The following is a 20,115-nucleotide window of genomic DNA, read 5'->3' as shown; positions in this document are numbered from 1 at the left end:
ACCGGAAGCGCAGGAACCTGCCATTTGCAGGCCGGCCTCACCTGAATATCAGCACACCGTAGCGCCGATGGTCGAAGTCACCCTTTGGGGCGCCCTCGGCCAGCTCGCCGGCGGCAAGAGCAAGGTCGAGGTCGAGGCCAAGGACATAAGAGAGCTGTTCAGGAAACTGGCCGAACAGTATCCCGGGTTCGAGCCGTGGATCGATCGCGGGATTGCGGTGGCGATCGATGGGGTGATTTACCGGGATACGTGGTCGAAGAAGCTGCCGCAGGGGGCGGAGATTTTTTTGCTGCCGCGGTTGGCTGGGGGGTGAGGGGAGGCTGGCTCGCAATCGTTTAACATCGAACGTCTTGATAGGGCCGGAAGCGGTCGGTCCGCATTCGGGTCGTTACATCGGATAGGCGCCGCTGCCCCCACGAGTAGCCGACATATCGCTAAGCTTGTTCCTGCGGCGCAGCGTCAACACCAACTGCTGCCGCTCTGTCCAGTCGCTGAACAAGCCCCCAACTCTGAACCCGATATTTGTTCAAGGGGCTTTCCTCCTGAATCTGTTTGAGGGCCAGCCCTGCGTTTCTCATTATCTTCTCATGAGCCTCACTGGGATTCACCAGTTGCCTCCACTGCGTAAGGCCCCGTCGTATTTTCAGGAAATCCTCGCCTTCATGACGCTTCAATACCTGCACGTATTCCTCAACTGGAACGGCTGCCAAGGCCTCGGTGACGTCACTATTGTAACCCTCCCCGTCTAACGTCAGGAATAGCTCGTCAACCGCCGGCTTAGGATCTTGATCGACATCCAGTTCCGCAAGGCGGACTCGCAGATCCTCTGGCACCGGAGTTCCGTACATTTCGATGCCGCTAATATCAAAAGCGCCTTTGAAGTCGCGATTTGCCTGCACGTAAAACTCGAAGAGCTCGTTGCCCCGCACCGCCCGGTCAAGCGTCCGGTGGGCATTTACGACGCCTATGGTCTCGTTAAGAGAATAGTATTTGGCTTTGGTAGAAAAGCATTCCAAAAAGGGCGCCAAACCTTCGTCTACGGTGCCGTTGAATGTATCAAACAAAGTCCGCCACGCTCGCCGTATCTGCTCGGCAGCCTCGTTCGCCTCCACCCTATCATTGAGCGCGTCGGCGTGACGGTCGACATTTTCTTTCGAGAAATACCCATCCTGGATGCCATTCAATAGCACGGTATCAAGCTCGTCCGTGTGGGAGTACCCATAATCATCCAGCAACTTTACCCACTTCTGCTGCTCGGGCGTTAAAGCGCCTTCCTTGTCGTCGTTGTACCCAGCGTAGATACCCTGCCTGCTCATGATGAAGTTAACTGAGGGCGCCACCTCAGGTTGGAGATGGCACCACCCCAGCAGCACGATGGAACTAACCACACTTTCCAGAACGCCGGCCTTGTAACCCTTCACCAGCGGCTCGGCCTGCTCGGCGAAACCAAAAAGCTTTCGGATGACGCGTACGTTGTCGATGGAGAGGGCAGTAGCGCGGTCCTTCACCATCTCTTTAAGTCTTGCATCGCCCTCAAGGCCTTTGAGCGCTATCTCGACACTCTCCTGAGCGGTGGGCGTAAAGCTTAGGTTTATGTCGACAACCTTCTCCAAATATCCTTCGAACGCAGTGCGGTCGCGAAGCTGCTCATCGTTCAGGAGCAGGACAACTTTGCATTGTCGTTCTTCCTTGAGCTGGGAGATCAGACCCATTACGTCGGTGATCCGAAGCTGGTCTCCCTTTCTTTCAAGGTCGTCGATGCAAATCAGCCGATTGCGGATGAGGAGCGTCATTACTGAAATGGCGGCCCCGTAGTAATTTTCAAAAAGCTTCCCCACAAACCCGGAATTCTTTTTGAAGACCGAAACTCCGTCATTGTAGATCGAGCTTAAGTTGTTGGGATCGAATTCCGCGCCGATACGATCACGTGCGATGGTCTGGTTGACGATCTCTCGCTTCACATCCTCGACGTTGTTCAAGCCAAAGAGGGAAACATAGGCGTATTTTTCGCAGGCAAGGCCACCCTCGGCTTTGGCGGCAGTGTTAAGAACGTCGTTCCATGTGTAGGTCTTTCCTGTACCCCAGTTGCCGCGGATGCAAAGCACCTCCGGCAACCCAGACTTCAGAAATTCGACAATCTTTTCACGAACCAGCTTGGTCGACATCCTGAGCCCGAATCCTTCAGCGTTATTTCGTACCGATTTGTAGCAGAGACCGTAGTTGAATTTTAGGACACGCAAAGCTCAGACCGGAAAATCAAGGCAAAAGCGAAGCAACTGGGGATTCACTTCCCTGTTCCAAGTTGTGGAGTCGTCATACCCTCCGGGAATCAGGCGAAGGGCAGTTACGGGTCCTAATCTGGACATCACGCCGCCTGACCCGAACGTCTGCTTTCGGGAAACGACCAAGTAGACATCAATGGCCGCCATCGAGCGCAAAGCAGCCATTCAGGATCAGCCCTCGCCGCGGTCGTTCTCCGGCACCGGCTAATGGTGGATCTGGCCTTCGAGGGCGCCGTCTCACGCATTGCGGTCGACAACCGGCATGCCCGCAGCGTCTACTGACAAGGCATCCGTGCTTCGGCTACAGTTCTGCCGGGATCATCCAAGGGAGGACATCAAGGTGACCGAAGCCAACCCGAGGCCACTCGCGGAAATCGCCAGCTACCATGCCCACATCTACTACGCCGGGCAGGCCGAGCGGCAGCGGGCCGAATGGCTGCGTCTTCGCATTGGGGAACGGTTTCGGGTGCGCCTGGGGGCCTGGCATGACCAGAAGGTTGGGCCGCATGAGCAGGCGATGTTCCAGGTCTCGTTCGCCAACGACGTCTTTGCTTCGCTGGTCCCGTGGCTGATGCTGAACCATCGGGGCTTGAGCATCCTCATCCACCCGAATACCACCAACCCCAAGCGCGACCATCTGGTCGATCCGGTCTGGATAGGCCGGCCGCTGGGGGTGCATGGCGATGTCCTGCCGGACGAGCACGAGGCGGAAGAGGCGCTGGAGCCTAATACCGAGCCGACGCTCAAGGCATAGCGGTTCCCAGCGCAGCCGCGACCTCCAGCGTGGGCGCGGAGCGTCTGCTTCGAACAACCGCAGGGCATTGCGTGATGCCGTTGGGTGCGCTTCTATCCGTGACGGGGTATAAAGGGGGGGATCATCATTTGTCTGGCAGGAACCAAACGTCCACCGGCCACGAAGCGAGCGAGGCGGGCTGGCTCGACCTTCATTTCGAATCGTCGCGCCCCGAATATGAGGCTGCCTTGCTCGATGCCGGCATCCGCCCGGGCTGGCGTGTGCTCGACGCCGGTTGCGGCAGCGGCGGCTTCCTGCCGCTGATCGCCAGGGCCGTCGGCCCCTCCGGCTCCATCGCCGCACTTGACCTTGCGCCCGAAAACATCGCCCGGGTCGAGGCGCTCGCGGGAACGCTGTCCGGGCCGCCGGAAATTGCCACGCATGTCGGCAGCATCCTGTCGCTGCCATTCGCCGACGCATCGTTCGATTGCGTCTGGTCCGGCAATGTCATGCAGTATCTGACTCCTGCCGAATTCGAGCTTGCCGTCGGCGAGGCCAGGCGCGTCCTGAAGCCGGGCGGTATCTTCGCCGTCAAGGATTTCGATTCGACCATCCTGCAGATCCTGCCCATGGATCGCGCCCTGCTGGCGCGTTTCATGACGGCCAGGCTCAAGGGATTTCGCGACCGGGGCGTGCTCGGCACCGATTGCGGTTCGACGCTTCCGGCGCGCCTGCGACAGGCGGGCTTGGAGGTCGTCAGCCGCAAGGGCTGGCTGGTCGAGCGCTGGGCGCCCGCGCCTCGCTTCACGCGCGACTATGTTCGCGACCTGCTGGCCTATTTTGCCAGCGTCGCGCCAGGCTATGCCCTGCCTGACGCCGACCAGGCCTATTGGCGGGAGTTGAGAGAGCGGCCCGATCGCCTGCTCGACGACCCGGACTTCTGCTACCGCGAGTTCTTCGTCATGGCGGTCTGCCGGATGTAGGTCTGGCGGATCTAGGTCTGGCGGGTTTAGGTCTGGCGCAAGGGGCGGCGGACGGTTGCGCGGAAGCGCAGATCGCGCGTCAATGCACCACCGCCCGCAGCCGCTCGCGCAGCTCCCTCGGCGCCACGTCATACCGGCTCTTGAAGGCGCGTGAAAAATGGGCGCTCGAATTGAAGCCGCAGGCAAAGGCGATTTCGGAGATCGAGGCCGAGGCGCGGGCGGGCGACAGCAATTCTTCCTTGCTCCGTTCGAGCCGGCGGTCCCAGACGAAACGCTCCAGCGTAGCACCTTCGCCTTCGAAGGCGCGGTGCAGATAGCGCCGGGAGCAGCCCATGTGGCGGGCGATATCCTCGGCCGACAGGCTGCTGCGCGCCAGGTTGGCGTCGATATAGGCGACGATGCGCTCGCGCAGCGCTTCGAGCGGCGAGCGGCGGAATTCGGGCGCCATCGGCTTGGCCTGGATCAGGCCGTTGACGAGCTGGACCAGGCTGTCGCCGACGCGCCGGCTGCCGGCCTCGTCGAGCTTGTGCGCCTCGCCGATCGCCATCTGCATCAGGCCGGAGACGATGTGGGTCAGGCTGTCGCCATTGCCGGGCAGCGGCAGGGGCGCTGAGAGGCGGGCGAGCGTGTCGTCGCCGAAGGTCGAGCGCGGCACCTGCAGGATCAGCTGGTCGACATCCGAGAGGTTCTGCAGGGAATAGCTGCGCACCGGGTCGTAGATAACAGCCGATTGCGGGCCGAGGTCGACCGCGACCTGCTGCTGCTCGAAGCGGCTGCGGCCGCGCAGCTGCACCAGGATCTTGATCGCGTCGGGATCGAAGCTGCGCCAGAATAGCCGGTCGTTGATCACAAGATGCGAATTGGCCTTGATCTCGGATAGCCGGCAGGCGCCGAGGTTGACCGAGACGAGCTGCGGGATCGACGGCACCGTGCCGCGCGGGAAACGCTGGGTGATCGGGCCGAACAAAAGGCGCGATGTCGACAGGAAAGCCTCGCCGTCGGCGACGCTCACATGGTGGGCGTGCATTCTAGTTTCCTCCTCCAACAGCCTTCCGTTCTTGTCACGGGCCCGTCTTGGCGCGGGATTGTGGCTCGGGGTCATGCCCGGATGCAACGACCAACAACTTAACATGATAATTATCTCGACCGCAATGGCACTGATGCATGCCAGCCAATCCCGCAAATGGTCGGCTATTCGATCTAATTTCTTTGCAAGCCGTTAATTTGGCCGTGCTGTTAATAAGTTCTTTCTAATGCATGCCGACCGGAGCCGCGCAGCGGTTTCGGGATAAGGACATGCGCAAAACTGATTGGTTTGGCGCGGGGTACGCAATGACCAAGAATCTCGGCAACGCACGCTATGTGCCGCCCAAGGACACGAAAGCTTCCTTCCTCAGCAAGGCGGCGCCGGCGCTGTTTCCGCTCATCGTGGCGGCGCTGGGGTACATGATCGGGCGGCAGTTCTTCGGCATCTAGGCCGCAAAACCTTGGCCGAGGGCATCAGGCGCCGGTCTCGGTTGCCGCCTCCTCGGCTTCCGCTCGCCTGACGCGCTCGCTGGCCAGGAGCACGACCGGGCAGGCGACCGCGGCCAGCACCGCCGTGGCGGTGTCGCCGAAGAACAGCTCTTCGCCGGGCCGCTGGGTGACGCCCATCACCACCATCGCCGCGCCCTTGGTCACCTCCCTGGCGATCGCCTTGTCCGGCGTAGCGCGGGTGCGGATCGCGGTGTCGACGGCGACGCCGTAGCGGTCGGCGAGATCGACGACGTCCTTCAGCACGGCCTCCTCGCGGCGATGCGAGACCGAGTCCGGCCGACCGCCCTTGCGGACCTGTGAGACATAAAGGACCTTGACGCGGGCTCGGTGCGGCCGCGCCAGCGCCAGGGCGAAATCGGCGGCGCGCCGTGCGACCTCGGTGCCGTTGACGGGGACCAGTATCGTGGTGCCGGCGCGCAGCATCGGCATCTTGCCGGTGGATTTGGCGCCATTCAGCACCAGACAGAGCGGGCCGTCGAAGCCACTGGTGATATCGTTCAGCGCGCCGCTGAAGGTGGCTTTGTCGGTCAGTGCGTTCTCCAGCCCGACCAGCAGGAGGCCGTAGCCCTTGCGGGCTTCCGTCGCGATCGTCTCGGCGGTGGCTTCGAGCTCGGTGCGGGCCGTGAGGTGGACCTTGTCGACGGGCGTGTCCTCGGCCTTTCTGACGGCCCTGGCGCTTCTGGCCGCACCCTTCTTGACCTCCCTGGAGGCCCGTTCCGGACCCTTGTCGCGGACAGCGCCGGGCAGTTGCCCGCCCTCGAGGTGGAGAAGCGTGGTCGGCATGCCGCTGCCGCCGCCGACAAGGCCAGCGAGATAGGCCGTGAACTTGCCGGCCGGGCTGTCATCGACCAAAAGCAGCAGACGTTCCAGCCTGGAGACGAAGCCGCGCTCATCGAGCAGCTCGCGGTCGACGCGCTGCTTTTCGGCATTGCCGACGGGCAGCCTGCCGAGCGCCCAGCGCAGCATCGGCGGCATGGCAAGCGTGGTGATGACGGCCATGGTGACGATCATCGTGAACAAATTGTGGGACAGGATGTTCATCGACAGGCCGATGCTGGCGACGATGACCTCGGTCGAGCCGCGCGCGTTCATGGCGCTGCCGACGGCCGTCGCCTCCTTCAATGACATGCCGGCGAAGCGGCCGCCGATGAAGGCGCCGCCGAACTTGCCGACGCTGGCGATCATCACCAGAGCCAGCGTCAGCAGCGCCAGCGTCGGATCGGCAAGCACGGTGAGGTCGGCGGACAGGCCGGCCATGCCGAAGAAGATCGGCATGAACAGCGCTGTGATGACGCCGCGCAATTGGCTCTCGATGTGGTCCGACAGGATTGGCGATTCCCCGACCAGTATGCCGGCGACGAAGGCGCCGAGCACGGTATGCACGCCGATCAGGTTGGTGATCAGCGCCATTACGCCCATGATGATGAGGATGACGGTGATGACGGCGTATTCGCTGCGGAAACTGTCATTGCTCCAGCGGATCAGGGTGAACACCAGCCGGCGGCCGATGGTGAAGGAGAACACCATGAACAGCGCCACTTCGGCCACGGTGGTGACGAGAGGCAGCACCTGCAAGCTGCCATTGGTGGCGATGCCGAAGGTGACGGCGATGATCAGCCAGCCGATCGTGTCCTCGATGATGGCCGAGGAGATGATGACCTGGCCAAGATTGCGGCGCATGAAGTTCATCTCGCGCACGACCATGGCGACGATCTTGACCGAGGAGATCGACAGCGCGGTGCCGAGGAACAGACCGGCGACGATGCGCTGCGTCGGATCGGGCAGCAGTGAGCCCGGCAGGACCTGCGCCAGCGCGAAGCCGCAGGCGAAGGGCACGACGATGCCGGACATCGAGATCGAGAAGCAGGCGGCACCGACGCGGCGCACGAGGCGCAGATCCGTCTCCATGCCGGTCAGCAGCAGGAGGAGCAGGATGCCGAGCTGCGAGACGGCGTCGATCATGCTCTTCTGCGCCGGGTCGGTGGAGAAGATCAGATGCTGCGCGCCGGGCCATATCCAGCCGAACAGCGAAGGGCCGAGCAAGATGCCGCCGATCAGCTGGCCCATGATCGCGGGCTGGCCATAACGCTGGAAGATTTCACCCAGCCCACGCCCGACCAGCAGCAGAAGCACGATCTCGGCGACGAACAATCCTTCCGCCGAGCCGCCCATGCCGGAGGCGTGACCGGCCGGCTGCGCGGCCCAGGCCGTGCCCGCAAAGGCAAGAACGGCGAACGTGATGAAAATGGCAGGGAGAAATCTCGCTTGCGGGCAGTGCCTGGTCATCCAACCCCTCAACGCGGATCAAGTTGCACGCATTGCCCATAAACGTGCAATGCTGCGCAAGGTTGCGACGGGGGCGGGCCAATCTGTTTGGCAAATGCCGACATAGGCGGCAAGCTGCAGCGACCGAGCGATCTAGCCCGACTTTTTGGCGCCCGGCAAAGCCTCGCCTGGAGGCGGCTCCCAGCCGAAGACGCTGCGGCCGCCGAGCTGGTGCGACTGGTCGAACTCGCCGGCGACGATTTCCTTCAGGCTTGGCCCGGTGACATAGCGCTCCAGCCGCCGCGCCTGTCCGTCAAGCCGCTGCAGGGCACCTAGCTCTTCCTCGTTGCCGAGCTTGGCCTTGCGCACCGCGGACTTCATCACCGCGATGGTCTCGTCATAGACTTTCAGTGGCACCGGGAAGGGGTGCCGGTCCTTGCCGCCATGCGCCAGCGAGAACCGCGCCGGATCGGAGAAGCGGCACGGCGCGCCATGCACGACCTCCGCCACCATGGCCAGTGCCCGCACGGTGCGCGCGCCGACGCCGGGCACCAGCAGCAGTTCGGGAAAATCCGCCGGGCCGCTCTCGATCGCCGCGGAAATATTGCCGTGCAGCCGGCGCATGACGATATCGCTTTCGCGGACATCATGGTGGGCGGGCATGATCAGGTTGGGCAGCATCGGCTGGGCGGTGACGGGAGCCGCCGGCGGTTCGATGGCCGCGAATTCACGCACGATCCTGTCGGGACCGAGCTGGCGCAACAGGTCGAGCTGGCCGCTGCGCGAAGCCTCGGCGCGGTGGTCGGTCAGGTTGACGATCTCACCCTGACGCTTGCCCTCGATCGCGGCATGCGGCTCGTCGACGAAACTTTTCAGGCCCTCCGAGAGCCAGTGGTAGCGGCGCGCCAGCTTGCTGTCGCCGTTCATGCCTTGCTGGACGACCACCCAGCGGCTGTCGTCGGTAACGATGAAGCCGTGCAAATAGAGATCGAAACCATCCTGCACGGCGGCGCTGTCGACCTTGGCGACCAGCCGGCTGGCGGTGGCGAGTGCCGTGCCGTCGATGCCGACGCGCTCCCCGATGATTTCGAGCTCATGCGGCGTCTTGCGCGAATGGGTGCCGCGCCCGCCGCAGACATGGACGCCGAGTTCGCCCGACAGCGGCGTCAGCCCGCGCTTCAGCGCGCCGATGACGCTGGTGGTGATGCCGGAGGAGTGCCAGTCCATGCCCATCACCGCGCCGAAGGACTGGAACCAGAAGGGATGCGCCAGCCGGCGCAGCAATTCGTCGCGGCCATAGTGATGGATGATCGCCTCGCACAGCACCGCGCCTAGGCGCGTCATGCGATCGCCCAGCCATTTCGGAACCCGTCCGCCATGCAGCGGCAGGTCGGCGCTGCCGCTTCGCTGTGTCACTTCGTTTACGTCTCCCTGGCCGACGAGTCGCGCCGGCACCCATACGAACTAGATGGCATCGGCGCTGCGTTTTACAAGCGGAACCGAACATGCCGTTCGGATCCTGATTCAGGATTTCGCCTCATCCCGCTGTTCGGTAATGATTTTTGCGCCCTGCTTCGGGCTATACATGCACGTCGCCGAAGGACAGTTCGCCATCATCGCCGGGTGTCAGGAAGGCCGCGGCGAATAGTCCGGCATAGAGGACCGCGATCGCCACTACGATGACATATCCCGGAATCGGGCCCAGGGCCGCAGCGCTGACGGCTTGGCGCAAAGTGCCGACGAAACCGGCCGGAACGCCTTGGTCGATCAGGCTCGGTGTCGAAAGTTTGAGTATCCAGGCGAGCAGCAGGATCAGCATCATGTGGATGTAGTTGCGGCGCAAACGACGCACCAGCGCGACACGCTGAGAGACCAGGAATTTGGGCGCCCGCAGGCTTTCACCGAGGATCAGCAGCCAGTCGGATGCGAAGTCGGGCTGGGGCGAGAAGATCTGCGCGAAATAGTGGCGCTCGAACTGGCGCACGCGGGCACGATAGACATCGAAGAAGCGGTAGCGGCGCGCCTCGATCCACAGCAGCAGCAGGACCAGCAGCATGGCGAACAGCAGGACGCCGTGATGTGCGCTGGCCGTCGACAGCGACACGGACAACATGGCCGCGACAACGGTGATCGCCCAATTGCTGGTGCGGTCGAGGCGGTCACGCCAACCGGCCATGCGCGCAATTTCGGCGCGGTGGAAATGGGACATCACGGTAACCAGCTCGCCCGGCGACAGGGACCTGCCGATGGGCGTTGCCGGGGCGTCGTTCATGGTTTCCTCCGACCTGGATAGAACGTCTCGAAGGCGATCTCGTTCCGCAGCCTCACGGGGTGCGCGCGGGACGATTTGCCCGCGCGTAAGCTGTGGTCGACAGTATGGATCTGCCTCGCTTGCAAAGGCGGGAACCGGAGCTGTCGGGCCAATGTCCAGATTTGTCCGCGTCTGTCCTCAACTGCCTGTATCGGCGATCGCCCTGCAGATCGCTGGGTCCGGAACCGAGGGTGGTGGCGATGGTCCAGATCAGGTCCGCGCCCGCTACCGTCATCGCGTCGGACGTGGCTGTCATAGGCTGAGCGGTGAACTTGCATTGCCCCTGTGAGGGCGTCGCCGGAAACCGAGGATGAGGCGAGGCTTGCAAGCCCCCGATCACATTGCATTACTGGGCCTTGACCTCATCACCGTCCACGCCAGATCGACCGTGTCGGCTCCGGATCGGCCGGTGCAGCCGCGTGCGTCGGAGGCGATGAAGGCGCGCGAGGCCCCTGACGGGTCGAGGGCGTTCCAAGGTGGAGCGGACCAGAACAGAGCGAGCGCAAATGGGGCGAGGTCGGACGGCGCATTGTCCCCGGAGCATGGCAAACAGCGCAGGAAAAGGAACCACAAACAAGATCAAGAAAGGAGAAATGCAATGGCCATTCGTGATCTCATGCCGTGGAGCCGTGAAGGCAGCCAGGCTCCGACCCTCTTTCGTGACCGCGACCAGGACCCGTTCATGAACCTGCATCGGGAGATGAGCCGCCTGGTCGATGACATGTTCCGCGGCTTCGGTTCGCGGCTTCCGTCCATGGGCAGGTTCTCTTCGTTCGGCGGTGGTTGGCCCAGCGTGGAAATCTCCGAAACCGACAAGGAGATCCGCGTGACGGCCGAGATACCCGGCATGGAGGAAAAGGACATCGAGGTGTTGCTCGATGACGGCGTCCTGACGTTGCGCGGTGAAAAACAGGCGGAAACCGACGACAAGGAGCGTCAGTTCTCCGAGCGGTTCTATGGCCGCTTCGAACGTCGCATCCCGCTCGGCTTCGAAGTTGCGGAGGATAAGGTTGCGGCCGATTTCCGCAACGGCGTGCTGTCCGTCACCTTGCCGAAAACGGAGAAGGCGCAGAGCAGGACAAAGCGCATACCGATCGGTGGCGGCAGTACCAAGCACTAGAATCGGCGGCCGGATTTCGCGCCCGCCGATAGACCCTTGAGAATCCCCCAGCCTTCGGCAACATGGCGTCAAGGCTGGGAGCACCGGGATGAACGAAGCCATTTCCTCCGTATCGCCGCGCAAGTCCGCGCCGCGCAAGGCGCCGATGGCGCTGACCGAGGCGCTGGTGGCCCGTACAATGCGCGTTGTCGAGGATGCCGGGCCGACGCCGGGCATGGTCTACATGACCGACGCCGACTATGCGCGATTTCGCGACGAGATCCTGGGCTCGGCACCCGCCGGGCCGCTGAAACTGTTCGCCTACGGTTCGTTGCTGTGGAAGCCGGCCGGCGAGGTGCGGGGCGGTGAGCGGGCAGTGGCGCGAGGCTGGCACCGGTCGTTCTGCTTCACGGTGCAGCGCTTTCGCGGCACGCTCGAGCAGCCCGGCCTGATGATGGCGCTCGACCGGGGCGGCCAATGCCAGGGCATGGTGTTCGAGATCGCCGAGCCTGTAGCCGCCAATCTCGAAGCGCTGCTGCGCCGCGAGATGACCATCCTGCCCGCCGTCAACGTGCCGCGCTGGCTGCAAGTAAGAACCGGGGGCGGGGTGAGCCAGGCGCTCGGCTTCGTCGTCGACCCCGCCAATCCGCGCTATGCCGGCAAGCTCGACAAGCCTGAGATCGCGGCGACGCTCGCCAGGGCTGTCGGCCATTGGGGCTCGGGGGCCGAGTATCTGTTCGAGACGATCCGCCATCTCGATGCCTGCGGCATCCGCGACCGCAATCTGTGGCAGTTGCAGGAATTGGTGGCGCAGGAGATCGGGCGGGTCCACGCCGCAGTCCAGGTTCCCGCCGGCCTCTCCAAATCTCCTACTTGACGAATACATATCCCTGCGGTTATACGTCAACCAATAGCCAATGGGTTATCGATTACGGATGCCGGACGCTCACGACATGCTCTTCAGGACGCTCGCCGACCCGACCAGGCGGGCGATCTTCGAACGGCTATGCCGGCAGGGCGAGCAGACCGTGGGGGCGCTGACGACCCAGTCCGGCGTCTCGCAGCCGGCTGTGTCGAAGCACCTTGGCGTGCTGAAACAGGCCGGGCTGGTGCGCGACCGCCATCAGGGCCGGCAGACGCATTACAGCGCGCAGCTCGGCGCGCTGGCACCGCTGATGGACTGGACGCGCCAGATGGCGGGGTTTTGGGAAAGCCGGTTCGACGATCTCGAGGATTTGCTCAAAAGGATGGACCAGTGAATGAAGCGCCGATGCAAACCCGCACCGTCGTCGTGGAGCGGGAGATTTCCCATCCGCCCGAGAAACTCTGGCGCGCGCTGACGCAACCACATCTGATCGAGGAGTGGCTGATGAAGAACAATTTCAATCCGGTCGTCGGCCATCGCTTCAACATCAGCGCCGATTGGGGTGGCGTGCTGGATTGCGAGGTGCTTGCCGTCGAGCCGAACAAGACGCTGTCCTACACCTGGAACCTGGCCCATCACGACCCGGCCTTCGATCTCAGAAGCGTGGTGACCTTCACGCTCACCCCGACGCCGACGGGAACCCATTTGCGCATGGAGCAAGCCGGCTTCCGGCCCGAGCAGAGGCGTGCCTATGGCGGCGCCAAGATGGGTTGGCCACAATTTTTCGAGAAGCTGGAACAGCTTCTGGACCGGACGGACTGAGGTCCGCCGGTCAAATTGAAAACCACAGCTGATTTCACAGGGCGGTTCGCCGCCAGCAAAACCTATGGAGGAAGACGATGAAGATCAAATTGACCAGCATCTACGTGGACGACCAGGAAAAGGCGCTTGCCTTCTATACCGGCGTGCTCGGCCTGACCAAGAAGGCCGATTTCAGCAACGGGCCGTTCCGCTGGCTGACGGTCGCCTCGCCGGACGAGCCCGAGGGCACCGAACTGCAACTGGCGCTCAACGACCAGCCAGCGGCCAAGGCCTACCAGCAGGCGATGTTCGAGCAAGGCCAGCCGGCGGTGATGTTCTTCACCGACGACATCAAGGGCGACCACGAGCGCATCGCGGCGAACGGCGGCACGTTCACCATGCCGCCGACCGAGGTGACCGGCTCGACCATCGCCAAGCTGAACGACGGCTGCGGCAATCTCGTGCAGATCACCCAGTTGGCGCGCTGGTAAGGCGTCCTATTTCACGCGTTTTTCAAGGGAGGTAATCTTGGACTGGAGCAAATGGATCAGGCAAACGCATCGCTGGTTGTCGATCATCTTCACGGCAACCGTCGTCGCCAACTTCGTCACCATGGCGTTCGGGCAGCCGCCTGCCTGGGTGGTCTATTCGCCACTCCCGCCGCTCTTCCTTTTGCTGTTCAGCGGCCTCTATATGTTCGTGCTGCCCTATGTTGCTAAGACGCGCAGCGTGCAGCGTGCCCTCGGATAGGCCAACGGATAGGGCAGGAAGGCATGGCAAAGTCGACCAAATCCGCCAAGGCTGAGCCGAAGCTGCTTTCCGGCGGCAACCCGCAGATCGCCAAGGGCTATGGCGACGCGCCGGTGCAGGCCTATATCGCGGCCATGCCGGGCTGGAAGCGCGAGGTGGGAGAGCGCCTCGATGCGCTCATCGAGCGCGCGGTGCCCGGCGTGCACAAGGCCGTCAAATGGAACTCGCCGTTCTACGGCGTCGAAGGCGAGGGTTGGTTCCTGAGCTTTCACTGCTTCACCCGTTACATCAAGGTGGCCTTCTTCCGCGGCCTGTCGCTCGATCCGGTGCCGCCGGGCGAATCCAAGAGCAAGGACACGCGCTATCTCGACATCCATGAGGACGATGCGCTCGACGAGGCCCAATTCAGCGCGTGGGTGAAGCAGGCCAGCCAATTGCCTGGCGAGCGCATGTGAGTACTCCAGGGCATTTCCGGCGAAGGTCGCCTCCAATGCCCTGTCTTTGTTGTTCTACGCAATTGCGGATGCAAAACCGCTGCACACTTTGCCGGGATTGCTCTATCCATCGAAGCTCGGAGGAGAAACGACATGACAGACACCGAGACGCAGGACGGTAAATCTCCATCCCAGCTGATAGACGGCAGGATCGAGGAACTCGGCGACTGGCGCGGCGAGATGCTCAGCCGGCTGCGCGCCCTGATCCGGCAAACCGATCCCCAGGTGGTCGAGACGTGGAAATGGCGCGGTGTTCCGGTGTGGGAACATGACGGCATCATCTGCACCGGCGAGACCTACAAGAGCCTCGTCAAGCTGACCTTCGCCAAGGGGGCTGCACTGCCCGATCCGACGCGCCTGTTCAACTCCAGCCTCGAAGGCAATACACGACGTGCCATCGATTTCCAGAAAGGCGAGGAAGTGGACGAGGAGGCATTCAAGGCACTGGTGCGCGCGGCGATCGCCTTGAACAAGTCCAAGGCCACGGCCAAACGCTAGAGATTTCAATGCCGAACTGAATCAGAATCCGGCTCCAGTCCCTTGCTTTGGCGTGATCTTTTCCGCGCTGCCCAAGCGAGTATGGGCAGGCGTCATCCGTCCCGCAGCCACACCAGCATCTCGCCGGGCTCGCGGTTGTCCCAGGCGAAATAGGGGATGGCGGTCAACCGCGTCTCGACGCTTGCTGGCGGCTTCGAGCGGTAGAGCCCGTCCTGCCAGCCGGCGTCGGCTTGTGCCGTGGCTGAAAGCGTCACCACGCCGCCGAGAAGCCCGGGCTGATCATGCGCCTCTATATCTGCCGTGCGCGGCAGAGCGAGGCGGTGCAGCCGGGTCTCATTGTCCGTCGCCTCGACGCAGTAGATCAGCGGTCCGCGCGACAGCGCGACGCGGCCGGCATCCTGCTTGACGTCGGGATTGGCGTAGAGCCGCTCGATCGGCATTTCGAGATCGAGCCGGACGCTGTCGTCCTTCTTCCAGACACGCCGGATCGCGGCATAACCGTCGTTGGTCACGTCAGCGAGGTCGATCGCTTCGCCATTGACCTGGAGCGCAGCACTGCTGCTCCACGCAGGGATGCGCAGGTGCAGGGTGAACTCCACCGGCGCTTGAGGCTCGAGCGTGACCTCGACGGCGCCATCCCAGGGATAGCGGCTCGCCTGCGTCAGGCTGACAGCTACGCCACCAATGTCGAAGCGGGCGGTCGAGTCGCCGTAGAGATGAACGGCAAGTGCGTCATCCGCCAGACTGTAGAAATAGCTGCCGATCGAGGCGACCATGCGCCCGATATTGGGTGGGCAGCACGGGCAGCGGTGCCATTTCCATCTGTTGTGCCGGCCCCGGCTTTCCAGCGGATTCTCGTAGAAGAACAGCGAGCCGTCGAGCGACAGACCCGAGATCGAACCGTTGTAGAGCGCGCGCTCCATCATGTCGGCATAGCGCGCGTTCGGTCCCATGCCGAGCATGCGGCTTGCCCAGAACACCAGGCCGACGGCAGCACAAGTTTCGGCATAGGCGCTTTCGTTGGGCAGGTCGTAGTCGCTGGTGAAACCTTCATTATGGGCCGACGGTCCAAGCCCGCCGGTGATGTAGAGGCTCTTCGTGGTGAGGTCGTCCCACAGCCGGTCGAGCGCCACCCGCAGCGTGTCGTCGCCATATTCGGTGGCGATGTCGGCCATGCCCGAATAGAGGTACATGGCCCGCACCGCATGGCCGACGACCTTGTCCTGCTCGCGCACCGGAATGTGCGACTGGCTGTATTCATAGGTCTTGAAATGATAGGCCCTCGGGTCGGCGCCGCGGGCGCGCGCCTCCTCGTCGAAATAATGCGGCTGCTGGCCGCGCTGGTCGATGAAGTATTTCGCCAGATCCATGTATTTCCGCTCGCCCGTCACCCGCGCCAGCTTGACCAGGGCCAGCTCGATCTCCTCATGGCCGCAATAGCCCTTTTTCTTGCCGGGCTCGGGTCCGAGCACCGAGGCGATGTGGTCGGCATAGCGGCACATGATGTCGAGCAGCTTGCGCTTGCCCGTCGCCTGGTAGTAGGCAACCGCACCCTCGATCAGGTGCCCGGCGCAATAGAGTTCGTGGCAGTCGCGCAGGTTTGTCCAGCGCTTGCCGGGCTGGATGCGTTGGTACCAACTGGAGAGATAGCCGTCCTCTTGCTGGAGCTTGCCATACATATCGATGACGGCGTCGATCTTCTTCTCCAGCTCTGGGTTCTTGCGCCGGTAAAGCGAATAGGCAGCGGTCTCGATCGTCTTGCCGAGATCGGAATCCCAAAACATCTGCGTGGTGACCGTCGAACCGGTGAACTCGGCGCCCTGGCGGTCCGCTTCGTCGGGCGAGGGCGAGTGGAACGGAATGACGACGCCGGGCGAGGGGCGGTCCGGGTCGATCTGCTCCAGCATCCGGGCTTCGACGCAGCGATCGTAGAGAATATTGGCGGTGCGCGTCGCCACCGCGTCGGCGCGGTCGCCCCAGAAGCCGTGCACGTCGACCTGCGGCACCGGCAACGGGCGGAAGGCGAGCTTGGGTTTTCTCGTTGCGGCGGGCCGCGGGGATGGCGATGCGGTCATGAACTGGACTCCATTTGGTCGATTATTTGACGGCCCCGGCCATCAGGCCGCGGATGTAGAAGCGTTGTAGAGCGAGGAAGAGGATCAGGCACGGCACCATCATCACGGTAACGCCCGCCTGCACGGCGCCCCAGTCGATGGCGCCGAAGCGGCCCGACTGAAGCGCGGTCATCATCACCGGCAGCGTGAATTTGGACTGGTCGGTCATCAGCACGAGGGCTGCGAGGAACTCGTTCCAGGCGCCGAGAAAGGCAAACAGCGCGATAGTGACGACGCCCGGCCAGACCAGCGGCAGCATCACCTTGACCAGCATGGTGGCGTTGCCGGCCCCGTCCATGCGCGCGGCCTCCTCGATCTCGCGTGGCACCGCGTCGAAGGCGTTGCGCATCATGAAGATCGAGAACGGCAGTTGCAGCGTCACATAGACGCCGACCAGCCCGGTCAGCGTGTTGTGCAGGCCAAGCTTGGTCAGCACCAGGAAGATCGGCGTCAGGATCGACTGGAACGGGATCATGATCGTCGACAGGATGAGGACGAAGAACAGGTCCTTGAACGGAAAGCGGAAGCGCGAGAAGCCGTAGCCGGCCAGCACGCTGACGATGACCGACAGCAGGACGGTCATCACCGAGACGTAGATGCTGTTCTGCGCCGAAGCCCACAGGCCGTCGCCGAAGGAGTTGAGCGTGGCGTAGTTTTCGAGCGAGAAGCCCGTGGTCGGCCATGGCGGCAGCGGCGGCAGGCGTGCTTCGGCGGCCGGCTTGAAGGCCGACAGCACGGTCCAGACGATCGGCGCCACGAACAGCACCGAGGCGACGATGCCGGTGGAGTGCCTGGCCAAGCGGGCGGCGAGCTTGCCTCGGGCTGATATTGCCTGCGCCATCAGTCGATCCCTTCCGGCTTGCGCAGCAGCCAGAGCTGGATGAGGCTGAGCGCCACCAGGATCACCAGCAGCACCATCGAAAGTGCGGCGCCATAGCCGAGCTTGAACGAGACGAAGGACTGGTTGAAGATCCAGTAGACCGCCGTCAGCGTCTGGTTGCGCGGACCGCCGCGCAGGATGATGTAGAACTGGTCGAAGGCGAGGATGGAGCCGGCGACCGACAGGATCAGCGCCAGCGCGAGCGTGCGGCGCATCAGCGGCAGGGTGATCGCGCGGAAGCGGGCGAACGGCCCGGCGCCATCGATGACGGCCGCCTCCTGCAGATCCTGCGGGATCGATTGCAGGCCGGTCATCAGGATGATCATGGTGAAGCCGGCGACCTTCCACACGACCATGGCGATGATCGACCAGAAGGCCGGCTGGAAGGTGGCCAGAAGGTTGAACTTCTTGTCGATCAGGCCGAGCTCGTAGGCGGCCGGGCTGAACAGGCCGGAATCGACGTTCAAGAGCCATGACCAGAGCAGGCTCGCCGAGGCAAAGCCGACGACCGCCGGCATGAAGAAGGCGGTCCGGTAGAGGTTGGTCAGCGGCCGCGGTCTTTCGATAAAGATCGCCAGCGGAAAGGCAATGACGAAGATCGCGATGGTGACGATGACGGTGTAGTAGCCGGTGAATTTGAGCGCGTTCCAGAACCTGGTGTCGCGCAGGATCGCGAAGTAGTTGTCGAAGCCGATGAAGGAGTGCTCGCCCATCAACGGCCAGTTGTGCAGCGACATCCACGCCGTCATGCCGAGCGGGATGACGAAGAACACCATCACCAAGGCCACGGCCGGCGCGACGTAGATGAGGCCAATCCATTGCCGGCGCCCGGCGCCGACCAGTTTTCGGGCACGGGACGGGGCGGTGGTGGGTGTGGCGATGGTTGTCATGTCTGGGCGCCTACTTTTCCTTCTCCCCTTGTGGGAGAAGGTGGATCGGCGCGCAGCGCCGAGACGGATGAGGGGTGCGCCATGGAATGAGGCAACGGCAATTTCGAACCTGTCGCCAAGCTGGAACACCCCTCATCCGACCTCGCTGCGCGAGGCCACCTTCTCCCGCAAGGGGAGAAGGGGGAGCGCAACTTGCGACGCCCCGAACTGCCAATACAAGTTAGTGTTCTCAACGCCTTACTCTGCCATTTGAACGAAAAACGCGCCGGCCGCTCGCCCAGGGAGACAGGCGGGCGACCGGCAGGCGGCCGCTTACTTCTGCGGCGCCTGGTCGATGATCGACTGCATGGTCTCCTGGGCGTTGGCGATCGCGCCGTCGACGTCGTCGCCGAAGAAGACCTCGTTGATCATCTGCGTCCATGGGCCGTTGGCGGAGTTGATCAGATCGTTGAACACCACCGAATAGGGCGTCTTGCCCTTGGCCATGGCCTCGGCGGCGATCTGGTAGCGGGGATCGAGGTCTTTCAGCGCATCCTTGGCGATGTCGCCGCGCACCGGCAGGCTGCCATATTTTGCCAGGATGGTCTGGCCCTCCAGCGAATAGGCGAAGTCCAGGAATTCCTTCACAACGGCGAGTTTCTTGGTGCCCTTGGTGACGACGAAATTGTCGCCGCCGGCAAAGGACGACCAGCCGCCATCCTTGCCCGGCAGGAAGGTGATGCCGTAATCGACATCGGGATACTGGGTGTTGAGAGCGCCGATGGCGAAGGCCCCGGACGGCGAGATGCCGATATTGCCGGCGGCAAACGCCGCGAAGAAGTTGGCGCCGGTATCGGTCTGCGCGCCGGCCGGTACCAGATCCTTCTTGACCATCGAGCGGTAGAGATCGATGGCGCCGCGCAGTTGCGGGCTGTCGAGCGTCGCCTTCGAGCCGTCGGCGGAGAGGATGTCGCCGCCGGAGGCCCAGATCAGCGGCGTGAAGGTGAAGATGTTGCAGCCGCCGCAATTGCCGGAGAAGTAGAAGCCTTTGATGTTGCCGCCGAGCGCGTTGACCTTTTCGGCGTCGGCGGCGATCTCGGCCCAGTTGGCCGGGCCCTTTTCAGGGTCGAGCCCGGCCTGCTTGAACAGCTTCTTGTTCCAGATCAGCACCGAGGCGTCGGCCGAGAAGGGCAGGCCGTAAATATGGTCCTTGTAGGTGCCGGTCTTCACATGCGCCGGCGACAGGCTGGAGAAATAGGGCAGGGACTTGGCCCAGTCGGTGATGTCCTCCAACTGGCCGGCCGCGGCGAAGGAGGGCGTATAGATCAGATCGAGCGACAGCGCGTCGGGCGCCGTGCCGCCGGCGGCGGCCGCACCGTATTTCGGGATGATCTCGGCATTGGGAATGATGTCGAGCTTGACCTGGTCCTTGTGCGCCTTGTTGAAGGCGTCGACGATCCTCGGCATGAAATTCGAGCCGTCGGCGCGCACCCAGATGTTGGCCGTTTCGGCGGCGGCAGTGCCGAGGCCTCCGCCCAGAACGGCAGCGGCCAGGGCCAGTTTGGCAATCATGTTCCTCATGTTCTCCTCCTCCAGGTTGGCCGCTGTCCGCGGCTTGGCGCCGCTCGCGCGGCG

Annotated in this window: 21 protein-coding genes; 12 read left to right on the top strand and 9 right to left on the bottom strand. The window is 63.2% G+C overall.

What is annotated here, in order from left to right:
• Window positions 1-67: 67 nt before the first annotated feature.
• Window positions 68-313 carry a MoaD/ThiS family protein gene (locus FJ978_RS26015; RefSeq protein WP_140575064.1) on the top strand — a complete coding sequence of 82 codons (246 nt, stop codon included), beginning with the start codon at window positions 68-70 and terminating at the stop codon, window positions 311-313.
• 121 nt (window positions 314-434) lie between these two features.
• Here the strand turns inward: FJ978_RS26015 and FJ978_RS26010 are convergent, their stop codons facing one another.
• Entirely contained in the window at window positions 435-2,165 is a 1,731-nt protein-coding gene (locus FJ978_RS26010) for a hypothetical protein (RefSeq protein WP_140575061.1), read from the bottom strand.
• 457 nt (window positions 2,166-2,622) lie between these two features.
• Here FJ978_RS26010 and FJ978_RS26005 point away from each other — a divergent pair, with 457 nt between their 5' ends.
• Both FJ978_RS26005 and FJ978_RS26000 read left to right on the top strand, forming a co-directional pair.
• Window positions 2,623-3,036, top strand: coding sequence for a DOPA 4,5-dioxygenase family protein (locus FJ978_RS26005; RefSeq protein ID WP_140575058.1), 414 nt, complete (start codon window positions 2,623-2,625; stop codon window positions 3,034-3,036).
• Window positions 3,037-3,164: 128 nt separating this feature from the next.
• Window positions 3,165-3,998, top strand: coding sequence for a methyltransferase domain-containing protein (locus FJ978_RS26000; protein WP_246678207.1), 834 nt, complete (start codon window positions 3,165-3,167; stop codon window positions 3,996-3,998).
• A gap of 79 nt (window positions 3,999-4,077) precedes the next feature.
• Here the strand turns inward: FJ978_RS26000 and FJ978_RS25995 are convergent, their stop codons facing one another.
• A complete protein-coding gene (locus FJ978_RS25995) occupies window positions 4,078-5,025 on the bottom strand; it encodes a helix-turn-helix domain-containing protein (protein ID WP_181176838.1) in 948 nt (315 codons plus the stop codon).
• Window positions 5,026-5,330: 305 nt separating this feature from the next.
• On the opposite strand from FJ978_RS25995, the gene FJ978_RS25990 reads away from it, so the two are divergent.
• Window positions 5,331-5,474, top strand: coding sequence for a hypothetical protein (locus FJ978_RS25990; RefSeq protein WP_013894220.1), 144 nt, complete (start codon window positions 5,331-5,333; stop codon window positions 5,472-5,474).
• Between the two features lie 24 nt (window positions 5,475-5,498).
• On the opposite strand, the gene FJ978_RS25985 is transcribed toward FJ978_RS25990, so the two are convergent.
• The 3 genes from FJ978_RS25985 to FJ978_RS25975 form a co-directional block, all read right to left on the bottom strand.
• Window positions 5,499-7,706 carry a cation:proton antiporter gene (locus tag FJ978_RS25985; RefSeq protein ID WP_140575200.1) on the bottom strand — a complete coding sequence of 736 codons (2,208 nt, stop codon included), beginning with the start codon at window positions 7,704-7,706 and terminating at the stop codon, window positions 5,499-5,501.
• A gap of 246 nt (window positions 7,707-7,952) precedes the next feature.
• Window positions 7,953-9,215, bottom strand: coding sequence for a DUF763 domain-containing protein (locus tag FJ978_RS25980; protein WP_140575050.1), 1,263 nt, complete (start codon window positions 9,213-9,215; stop codon window positions 7,953-7,955).
• A gap of 163 nt (window positions 9,216-9,378) precedes the next feature.
• On the bottom strand, window positions 9,379-10,071 hold the full coding sequence (locus FJ978_RS25975) for a DUF2270 domain-containing protein (RefSeq protein ID WP_013894223.1): 693 nt from the start codon (window positions 10,069-10,071) through the stop codon (window positions 9,379-9,381).
• Between the two features lie 637 nt (window positions 10,072-10,708).
• On the opposite strand from FJ978_RS25975, the gene FJ978_RS25970 reads away from it, so the two are divergent.
• From FJ978_RS25970 to FJ978_RS25935, 8 genes are all read left to right on the top strand, one after another.
• The gene (locus tag FJ978_RS25970) at window positions 10,709-11,230 is read left to right on the top strand and encodes an Hsp20/alpha crystallin family protein (protein WP_140575048.1); all 522 of its coding nucleotides are present in this window, start codon (window positions 10,709-10,711) and stop codon (window positions 11,228-11,230) included.
• 88 nt (window positions 11,231-11,318) lie between these two features.
• On the top strand, window positions 11,319-12,086 hold the full coding sequence (locus FJ978_RS25965; protein ID WP_013894225.1) for a gamma-glutamylcyclotransferase: 768 nt from the start codon (window positions 11,319-11,321) through the stop codon (window positions 12,084-12,086).
• A gap of 58 nt (window positions 12,087-12,144) precedes the next feature.
• Complete coding sequence (locus FJ978_RS25960; RefSeq protein ID WP_013894226.1) at window positions 12,145-12,468, top strand: metalloregulator ArsR/SmtB family transcription factor; 324 nt, start codon at window positions 12,145-12,147, stop codon at window positions 12,466-12,468.
• 11 nt (window positions 12,469-12,479) lie between these two features.
• Window positions 12,480-12,896 (top strand): SRPBCC domain-containing protein, encoded by a 417-nt coding sequence (locus FJ978_RS25955; protein ID WP_140575197.1) that lies wholly within the window; start codon window positions 12,480-12,482, stop codon window positions 12,894-12,896.
• 77 nt (window positions 12,897-12,973) lie between these two features.
• The gene (locus FJ978_RS25950; protein ID WP_140575045.1) at window positions 12,974-13,366 is read left to right on the top strand and encodes a VOC family protein; all 393 of its coding nucleotides are present in this window, start codon (window positions 12,974-12,976) and stop codon (window positions 13,364-13,366) included.
• Between the two features lie 37 nt (window positions 13,367-13,403).
• Entirely contained in the window at window positions 13,404-13,625 is a 222-nt protein-coding gene (locus FJ978_RS25945) for a hypothetical protein (RefSeq protein WP_140575043.1), read from the top strand.
• Window positions 13,626-13,648: 23 nt separating this feature from the next.
• Complete coding sequence (locus tag FJ978_RS25940) at window positions 13,649-14,080, top strand: DUF1801 domain-containing protein (protein ID WP_140575041.1); 432 nt, start codon at window positions 13,649-13,651, stop codon at window positions 14,078-14,080.
• A 132-nt stretch (window positions 14,081-14,212) separates the two neighbouring features.
• A complete protein-coding gene (locus FJ978_RS25935; RefSeq protein ID WP_140575038.1) occupies window positions 14,213-14,617 on the top strand; it encodes a DUF1801 domain-containing protein in 405 nt (134 codons plus the stop codon).
• A gap of 92 nt (window positions 14,618-14,709) precedes the next feature.
• On the opposite strand, the gene FJ978_RS25930 is transcribed toward FJ978_RS25935, so the two are convergent.
• The 4 genes from FJ978_RS25930 to FJ978_RS25915 all read right to left on the bottom strand — a co-directional run bounded on the left by FJ978_RS25930 (window position 14,710) and on the right by FJ978_RS25915 (window position 20,061).
• Window positions 14,710-16,692 carry a glycoside hydrolase family 127 protein gene (locus tag FJ978_RS25930; RefSeq protein ID WP_140575034.1) on the bottom strand — a complete coding sequence of 661 codons (1,983 nt, stop codon included), beginning with the start codon at window positions 16,690-16,692 and terminating at the stop codon, window positions 14,710-14,712.
• 22 nt (window positions 16,693-16,714) lie between these two features.
• A complete protein-coding gene (locus tag FJ978_RS25925) occupies window positions 16,715-17,572 on the bottom strand; it encodes a carbohydrate ABC transporter permease (protein ID WP_140575030.1) in 858 nt (285 codons plus the stop codon).
• Complete coding sequence (locus FJ978_RS25920; RefSeq protein WP_140575026.1) at window positions 17,572-18,501, bottom strand: sugar ABC transporter permease; 930 nt, start codon at window positions 18,499-18,501, stop codon at window positions 17,572-17,574. Before FJ978_RS25920 ends, FJ978_RS25925 begins: the two co-directional genes overlap by 1 nt.
• Window positions 18,502-18,813: 312 nt before the next feature.
• Window positions 18,814-20,061 carry a sugar ABC transporter substrate-binding protein gene (locus FJ978_RS25915; RefSeq protein WP_140575023.1) on the bottom strand — a complete coding sequence of 416 codons (1,248 nt, stop codon included), beginning with the start codon at window positions 20,059-20,061 and terminating at the stop codon, window positions 18,814-18,816.
• Window positions 20,062-20,115: the final 54 nt, after the last annotated feature.

The sequence above is a fragment of the Mesorhizobium sp. B1-1-7 genome, assembly GCF_006442705.1.
GTDB classification, from domain to species: Bacteria; Pseudomonadota; Alphaproteobacteria; order Rhizobiales; family Rhizobiaceae; genus Mesorhizobium; species Mesorhizobium opportunistum.
This window is presented reverse-complemented; position numbering and strand designations above follow the sequence as displayed.